Source organism: Photobacterium sp. OFAV2-7 (assembly GCF_022347985.1).
In the GTDB taxonomy this organism is placed as follows: domain Bacteria; phylum Pseudomonadota; class Gammaproteobacteria; order Enterobacterales; family Vibrionaceae; genus Photobacterium.
This window is the reverse complement of the sequence record NZ_JAKRFQ010000110.1, coordinates 1-8,670: the sequence shown is the minus strand read 5'-3', so window position 1 is coordinate 8,670 and position 8,670 is coordinate 1. Positions and strand designations below refer to the sequence as shown.

Genomic DNA, 8,670 nt, shown 5'->3' with positions numbered 1-8,670 from the left:
CTCGCCCGCACCCTTCATGCCGAGGCCGAGTTGTACGAGACGATCCCGTCCCACTTATTTGAGCCTGTTGCCGAAGTGATCCGCTGGATGAAGAGCCTTGAATAAAGGTAACGAAATCCATCATATATCCCACACAGGCATATGCCGCATCGAAAACTTGTGACAAAGCTCATAAACTGTTGAGGATGAGATGGGATATGTTTTGTCACACATATTTACCCAATCATTATTAATTTTAATTTACATCAGGTTATTCAATGTCTTATCACAATAAGCTCATAGCAGCACACGAAGAGTTGAAGCAAGCAGGCATCTGGAAATCAAACTTTAATCCTCCGTTGTTCCGGGTTTTAAGAAAGCTAGGTGTTGAGTCACCCCCTCCTTACTATCGAAGCTTCCAATCAAATTTTTTCACTTCATTGGTATTTTTCACACCGGTGTGGGGAGTACTGATGTACTTTTTTGGTTGGCAGGCAAACGGAAAACCAATAATGGAATCCGCAATTATAGCTCTGGTGGGAGGCCTGCTGTACGGATTGACAACGGCTTGGTATTACAGCTGGAAATTTAAACAATGTAAGTTGACGAGATGGGACGAGCTATAGATGTCATTTCTACGAAACTTTTTCATATTTGGCCTTACCGCTTTTCTTTCCATCAAAGTGCTAACACCAATCACAGAGCCTCTGTCCAAACAAAGTGAAGTCTTATGTTTTCTGGCCTTCTTTGTCGTGCCGGCTGGATTTCACGTTATGCTCAGTAAAGGATTTGAGCTGTTAATGTGGCTAGTCATCGTCAATAACGGAAACACCAGTAAAGCCAACGACTTTAAGAATTAGGCCGAAGTTGCATATAAAAACCGAATGATAAATGCCCCTGAGTTGATTTTTTGCAAAATGTGCTGACGCTTTTTGTGTTAACGCAAGGTTAAGTGTGACATTCTAGAGCGTTCAATAATATACAAAAATGAGTGCTAGCTAGTAACTAGTCCAGCACAACATTTTCGTCTCAACACATAACATTAAATCCAGGGATTAACTTTGAATTTTCTATCGAATTTAAAAGTCAAAACTCGGTTGGCCATCGGTTTTGGTACTCTACTGAGCTTGATGATGTTACTCACAGTGTTAGGCATTCAGAAGGTCAACTTTATTGACCAAACCTTATCTGAGATGACCGACATCAACTCTGTGAAACAGCGTTATGCCATCAATTATCGTGGCAGCGTGCATGACCGTGCGATTGCTGTCCGCGATATTGCGATTGCGCGTACACCGCAGGAAATTGCTTCACTTGAACAGGAAATACAGCGTTTAGAAAGCTTCTATAGCGAATCTGAAAGCAACATGAAGCAAATGATTTCGCAAGGGGTGTTCTTTTCAAGTGAAGAGAGGAACATCCTCGATAAAATCGACCAAATTCAAGCTCACACGCTACCGCTCATTCGAAAAATCATTACCGATAAGAAGAACGGTAACGTGATGACGGAAACGGTACTAGACGAGGCTCGCCCTGCAATTATCGAATGGTTGGATGTGATCAATGAGTTTATCGACTATCAAGAAGCCTTAAACCAAGAGTTAACACCTGAAGCGCGCATGGTAGCTGGCGGATTCCAAGAGCTGATGCTATGGCTCAGCATTTTTGCCCTGGCGATTTCGGTACTGATTGGCGTGATCATTGAACGCAGTTTTCAGTCCTCTTTGGGCGGCGAACCTTTCGAAGCTGAACAAGCCATCAAGGCGATGGCACAGGGCGATCTGACTTACAAAGATCAGCAGCGTCCGCTCGGCAGCATCTTGCACTCCCTAACTGATATGTGCGCCAAGCTCATACAAATTGTCCGCAATATTATTACCGCATCTAAAAACCTCTCCTTGCAGGTAAATGAGGTTTCAGTAGGCTCATCTCAAGTACTGGAAGCTGCTCACCAGCAAGCGACTCTAACCCAAGAGACCGCGCACAAACTGGATGATATGCGCCACAGCATCGATCAAGTCTCTCAAATTGCCAGCCTCACAGAGAACAACTCGGCAATGACCGCAGAGAATGCCGTTCAAGGCCGTGAACTAGTCTCGATTGCCGCTCAGGAAATGGAGAAAATCGCTGTCACTGTCGATGGTACTGTCGAGCAAATAAAACAGTTAGAGTCTCGAACTAAAGAAATCGGTGGCATTATAAATGTTATTAGCGGCATATCAGAACAAACCAATCTGCTTGCCCTAAATGCTGCCATTGAAGCTGCCCGCGCTGGCGAGTCTGGACGCGGTTTTGCCGTAGTTGCCGATGAAGTACGCCAACTGGCCCAGAGGACGAACGAAGCAACCTCGCAAATTGAATCTATGATTGCCGAAGTTCAATCGGAAACGGCTGCCAGTGTCACGGCGATGGAGACCACACAGCCACAAGTCGAAAACGGTAAACAGCAAACCACCAAAGCAACGGATCTACTTGCCAGTATCGAGCAACAAGCTTCAGATTCATTAACCAGTATCCGAGAAGTTGCCAAAGCGACTGCAGAGCAAGTGAGTGTTGTCAGTGATATCGCTGATGCAATGGATCAAGTCTCGGCGATGTCGACAGACTCGATTGCCTCTATGCAAAGCAATGAGAAAGCGGTCAATTCTTTGAATCAGCTAGCCACTGAGCTAAAAGAAGAAGTCAGTTACTTCAAGGTTGATTAAGTGCACTCATTTAGGCCTGAACGAACGGGTTTAATATGAGCTAGGACAACTATTACAACCAGAATAACTATCAAATCCCAGCCAAGCACCAGTGGCTGGGATTTTTAGTTGTATTGACTCAAAATCGGCCTGGTAGGTTTAGCTGTGGCCTGAACATACAAGTGCACACCAAACATCATCAAGGGCACTTCTGGACAATACCAAGTTAGAATTATCGTTCTTAATATACTGCTTCGGATTGCTTGAATTTGGTTAAAGCGAAGCAGAAAAATTTATAGTTCAAGAACGCTAGAGCGAGTTAGAGCCTATCCTGGTACATAGAACTAACCTAAAGCTGCCTGCTTAGATTTTTCTAACAAATTTACTTGCTGCCTATCAAGACCAGCTTTACCATACCGATAGCATAAGTAGTCAGAGATATCTTGCTCATGAGTTGAAATTATTACTTGACGATCTCGAAGCTCTACTCGTAGCAAGTCGCTTAATGATGCAATATTAATCTCATCCATACACTGAGTGGGATCATCTATAAATACAAAAGCGGTTTTTGCGTATTTTTTATTCAAAGCTAAGAATAATGACAGTGACAATGCACTAATTTGCCCACTACTCATCGACAACGTAGCATCATGTTGTGAATCTCTTGCAGTGGTAAAGTTCATAACTGCATTTTTTCGTTGCCCCACAGGCATGTCTATGAAAACACCCAAACCACTTTGATAATTTTGAAGCAAACGACCACTGTAAATGTGAAATAGTGACTCCATCTGACCAATGGTACGATGCATATAATCAGTCTGAGCATGTTTTAACTTAGTTTCAATACTTCCGAGCTGCTTATTCATAGTATTTAGATGAGTTACTCTTTTACCAGAACTTACTAAATCTTTTCTCTTCTTAGCAATTGAAGCGTTGACCGCTAAATTATACTGCTTTTGGATATAGTGCTTCTTTGATTCTATGATCTCTTCAGTCAGCTTCTCTAACTTGCTAAATTTGCCAAAATTTTCTGAGAAAAAATTAACTTCTTGGTTCGTGATAATATCGTCTTCTGGTTCAAGTGACTTTAACAGAGCATTTTTAACTTGCTCAATTTGTTCTACTTGACTCACCCTTTCTACAGCATATTTTTTAGGAAGTTCAATTCCCAATGAAATGAGCCTTTCCCCTATATTCTTTATCCTCGCCCCCTGATGTTCATGAACCGTCAGTTCATTATATAAATCAACCTCAAACTCCGACTTCAGCTTTTCAAAGATCGGAACATATTGGTTTTTTAGCGGGTTTAGAATCGCTGCAATACTTTGATAACACATTGCTATTTTCTTACTAACCCCATCTAGAAGTTGCTTCAATCGCTCTGTCTTAACGTCTATAGCCTCAATTAGCAACACCCTTTCAGTATAATCAAAACCACAAAGAGGACACTCTGAGTCGTTTTCATCACTGAGGCCTAATAGCTTATCACGCACTTGGAGTGTATCCGCCTGTTTAGAGCTCAAACCTCCTTGCTCTAGAAGAAGTTTATTTTTGCTTTTCAGGAGTTTTCCTAACTCTGTTGATACTTCCTCTTCTAAATAATTGTTTAAAATCTCTCTATGTGCCGATGACAATTTGGCTGGTTCATTATTAAGCGTATTACATAGTTTTTCGAGCTCACTTAATCGTGCTTTCTGCTTAGTTAAGTCACTAACTCGTTCAAATTGATGATATAACCGAACGGCCAAACCAAACTCTTCACGTTTAGTAAAATCAACTTTTTGCTTATTAATTATCCTTTTGGCAATTTCTTCTTTGCCAAGATATGTACGTTTAAGCAAGTTCACATTCTCTAGTAACTCATCGACTTGCTTAAAATTCTGAGTAGAAAACGGATGTTCCATATCCCAGTTTGGTGGTGTGTTGAATTCCGTTACTTTGGTGTAGGAGACTTCCTTTACATCTTCGCTTAATAGTGAGTCTTCGAGTCCTTTCAAATCTTGCTCAGCTTCTTTAAACTCCGATTCAGCAGCACTCCACTGTTTTTTGCTTACAGATTTTAGCTTCGAAATATCCTCAATTCTTCGCTTAAGCCGATCAAGGTTAATTAAATGCTCTATTTGCCCGGTTCTTGAACGTTCATCACATTTATCGGGAAGTACTATAGATTTACTGTCTTGCTGAAGGTAATTCAAGACAGAGAAGTTACTTAGAAACTTATCGCCAAGCTTTTCAGACCAAAAAAGAGACTCATCTTCAATCAACCTTGCATCAGCTGTATTACTGAAGCTTGCTAACTCGTATAATTTGAAATCATCAAAGCTATTCGGCTTATTACTTCCTCTACGCAAATCAGCAGCTCGTGCCATTCGCATTATGTAAAGAGACTCATTGCCCTTTCGAAACTCAGCAATTATCGATACATCACCATCACTGTTATGATTTTGATATAGACTTTTTGAGAACTTCTTATTTCCTGGAACTTTGAGTACTCCGAATCGAGCATCAACCCTAGGTAACTTATTGCAAAAAAGAATTTGTTTCGCATCAAATAATGATGTTTTACCGAAACCATTTGGCCCATCGTACACAACCAAGCTATTAGAGAAACTTTCCTCAAACTCAGAAAACACCTTAAAGCCATTAATCTTCAGCCTGTTAATTCGCCATTTTTCCACGAATATACTCCTCAACAACAGCTTCATAGTTAGAGCCTACGCTCGCTAACACACTTTCAAATTCATTAGTCAACTCTAATAAGCCTGCTTCTTGCAGTTCTATATCCGCAAGCATACAAGGGTTATCTAACTCAGACTCATCTACAGGAACAGATAAGAAAGGTAACTTAATAAAAATACGGCTGGCTATACCATATTCTGACTCAACTAAAGGGGATTGCTTATACAAGCTGAATTTGCTTTGATTTTTTATCAAATCACTAATGCTGTTTATTTCCATTTTATCTAATAGAGTCAATTCTGCTCGTGAATAATACAAAACGTGCTTTTTGAAGCTATAAGCATCTTCTTCCAGAGAAAATACTTCGCTTTCATAGTTCACAATATCCGCTAAGTTTTCTAACTCAAACAGAACCACGACATCTGTATTTTTAGCAAAAGCTGGTAACTCTCTTAGTTCATCAGGTGTATTAGCCAGCACCCAATGGTTAAGCTCACTAGGCTGCATTAGTTTCTCAACATGTACTACAACCAAAAACCTTTGATAATTAGGAGACGCAGCTCGATAAAAAGAAAATTGTTCTGATGCTTGTTCAACTAACTTAAACTGGCAGGGAGAGTTACTAGATAATGTTGTAATTACCTGATTAATCATTTATTTCACCACTTGCATCACAGACTGACACAAATCTCACGTTGTTTATCTTGGTAAGCCTATTTTCATCAGCTTCGCTGATATCAGTGAATCTTCCTGCACTACTGGACTGATCACTTAATTTAAATGGGCTGCTGTTCATTTCGACAATTAGGTTTTCATAATCGTAAAGTACATCCTGAACTACCGGGTTGCCACGCATACCAGAGACGTTGTCTTGAATGTCATTAATATTAAGCTGCTTATTGGTTCGCCTAAATTGCATCGCAGTTGGTAAAAATGTACCTAGGTGACTCTTATAATAGTGTGGCAAGTCATTCGCAATTCGAATGCCTTGTATTTCAGCGATAATATCAAGATAAATGTCAACTGTAGCCTCACTAAAACCACTCAACGAAATACTCTTTTGATTAGGCACCTTTGAATAGTACAACCTGGTCAATCGTTCGATTTCCATTCCTGCAATAACATGACGACACCTACACAGGTCATTTAGATCAAGGCTTAAATTGTCCTGATTAACTTCTAGTAAGCTATCGGTCCTATCCAATAACGTTTTTCTGAATTTGAACAGTATTGCATCATAGTCATCATCTTGAATTGCTTCAGAGTAAAGACACTCTTCGATCTCAGAAAAATAGACCGGAATTGAATCGGCTGCCTCAAACTTTTTCATATCCTCATGCTGATTACGGTGGTGTGCCAAATTCACACGCGCAGCTAACAGCATTTGCAGTTTAGCCAACTTGTGATCAACAAGCAGGTCCGTAACAGTTAAGTTTTGAGATTCTAGGTACTGCGTAACAATTTCAGTAAGCTTCGTATCGATATTTCCTGTCTCAACATATTGACGTCCATCGTGGTATGAATAAAATTGAACAAGAAATTCACCTTCTGTAGCGTTCGCTTCTCTGTCAGAGAAGTCATCAACCTTTATGGAGACATGAAACCACCTTTTAGTATTACTATTGCACCTATCTACTACTTTAGATGCTTGTTTTAAAGCGCCATTATATGCAGAGCGATACCCACTTTGCATCGTTTTTACTTGATGTAAAGATATAACATCGTGATTACTTGCGTGTATTACAAAGTCATCTAAGGTTTCTACCTTCAAGTAGTGAGCATTATTGTCGCCCTGAATGAGAATACGTATGGCATGATAAAGCGCTACTTTGCCTTGATAAACAAACCCACTCCAAGCAGGGATCGCGCTACTATTCGCTATTTGATTTGTTACGACTGTCAATTACTTATAGCTCTGATAAAGTCATGAAAATATATAAAACACCCAAAATGTATATACTATGTTAGAAATACACTTTTTTTGTGTTGCTTGTAAAACGGAATTAGATCAAATCCACTGATATTTCGACGCTTTACGTTTAACTCTCTACCTGACAATAGTGTCTGGATTATTTGACAAAATATACCACAACGTGCGTATTCCTAGGTGGGCTTCTATCACTTTTTGGGGTAATCGTGAGAAAAAGATCAGGGAAGTTAGATGGTTTTTATTTTAGAGCGAAGTCACATTCTTTGAATGTATGGCAAAAGTTGACTTACTCAATAAGAACAATCTATCGTTCAAAATGATTTCGAGACAATAACAAGTTTATAAAACCTGTCAGCTCTAGTCGAAACTGACAGGTTGATTCCAGTCTAATTCAATAACCAAATCACAAAAGCTAGTCGTTATATCTAGGCGTCAGCCGCTCGGCACTTTCGTTTTTATAGGTCAGGTACTGCGCTTCGAAATAGTCATTCAAGGCACCCATCGCTTGCTGGAAGTTTTCCTTACTGTGGTCAGCCTTCCATTGTCCGGCTTTCTCTAATAGCGCTTCCTTCAAGTGCTGCCCGTTTGGTATATCACCCGCTCGCTTGTCCAGCTCCTTGGCAATATTCGAGTCACTCTCTATTAGTTTATCGAAGGCTTTACCGATGCCTGTTTCATGGTGCGATGCATACTGATCCCACAGTGCAGGCTGCTGGCCGTTTTGCCAGCCATTAAACTTTGTTTGCAGGTAGGTCAGCGTGTTGTCACTGATCCACTCGGCAAGGTGGTCATTGCTGCTATGAGTGATACCCGCTCCCAGTTTAACCGCTCCGGCTGTGGCTGATGCGTTTCCGCCTAACGACGTCGATTCTGTCGCACGGATATACTGCAGGTGGTATTTGTTGTCCTCCCCTTTGACAAAGTTGCCTTCGAACTGGGTACTGGCGCTCAGCGAGCCACTCAATGCCAAGTCATCCAAGCCGTCAATTTCACTCAACTCCAGACTATTTTCACTCAAGAACCGGCCAATGCCTTCTTTGAGGATCCCTTTGATCGCGGAGCTTTTATCCTTCACCGCCGGGATATCTAGCTTTAATGACGCATTGATATATTCACCATCGTTATCGGGGTTGATATCACCGTCGATCTTGTTGTATTTCACCCCGAGATCAACGGTTTTCTCGCCCAAAACGGGCACCTGAACTGAAGTGGAGACGGTCCCCATTAACTGAGTATTGGTACTCATGGCGCCCGATGTCAGCGTAAGAGACTTATCGATATGCTTTTGCTGTTCGAGGTTTAACTGAGGCGTCCTGAAGTCGTCAGCCACACTTTTCAGAAACTGGCTAAACGGTGCTTCCTGAGGATTAAGATGCAGTACTTCACCTTCCCTGAAGC

7 protein-coding genes are annotated in these 8,670 nt (G+C 41.0%); 3 read left to right on the top strand and 4 right to left on the bottom strand.

All coding sequences use genetic code 11. The annotated features are described in order from the left end of the window. The 3 genes from MHN01_RS24645 to MHN01_RS08770 form a co-directional block, all read left to right on the top strand. On the top strand, positions 1 to 105 hold a 105-nt coding region (locus tag MHN01_RS24645; protein WP_370646474.1), incomplete at its 5' end, for an EscU/YscU/HrcU family type III secretion system export apparatus switch protein. 152 nt (positions 106 to 257) lie between these two features. Then, positions 258 to 605, top strand: a complete 348-nt coding sequence (locus MHN01_RS24640) for a DUF6404 family protein (protein ID WP_370646473.1) — start codon at positions 258 to 260, stop codon at positions 603 to 605. A 435-nt stretch (positions 606 to 1,040) separates the two neighbouring features. Then, on the top strand, positions 1,041 to 2,684 hold the full coding sequence (locus MHN01_RS08770) for a methyl-accepting chemotaxis protein (RefSeq protein ID WP_239411005.1): 1,644 nt from the start codon (positions 1,041 to 1,043) through the stop codon (positions 2,682 to 2,684). Positions 2,685 to 3,007: 323 nt separating this feature from the next. Here MHN01_RS08770 and MHN01_RS08765 read toward each other — a convergent pair whose 3' ends face one another. The 4 genes from MHN01_RS08765 to MHN01_RS08750 form a co-directional block, all read right to left on the bottom strand. Continuing rightward, positions 3,008 to 5,341, bottom strand: coding sequence for an AAA family ATPase (locus tag MHN01_RS08765; RefSeq protein ID WP_239411004.1), 2,334 nt, complete (start codon positions 5,339 to 5,341; stop codon positions 3,008 to 3,010). Continuing rightward, positions 5,322 to 5,996, bottom strand: coding sequence for an ABC-three component system middle component 1 (locus tag MHN01_RS08760; protein ID WP_239411003.1), 675 nt, complete (start codon positions 5,994 to 5,996; stop codon positions 5,322 to 5,324). Before MHN01_RS08760 ends, MHN01_RS08765 begins: the two co-directional genes overlap by 20 nt. Continuing rightward, positions 5,989 to 7,245, bottom strand: a complete 1,257-nt coding sequence (locus tag MHN01_RS08755; protein ID WP_239411002.1) for an ABC-three component system protein — start codon at positions 7,243 to 7,245, stop codon at positions 5,989 to 5,991. Before MHN01_RS08755 ends, MHN01_RS08760 begins: the two co-directional genes overlap by 8 nt. 439 nt (positions 7,246 to 7,684) lie before the next feature. Beyond that, the coding region (locus tag MHN01_RS08750; RefSeq protein ID WP_239411001.1) for a hypothetical protein at positions 7,685 to 8,670 on the bottom strand (986 nt) is incomplete at its 5' end.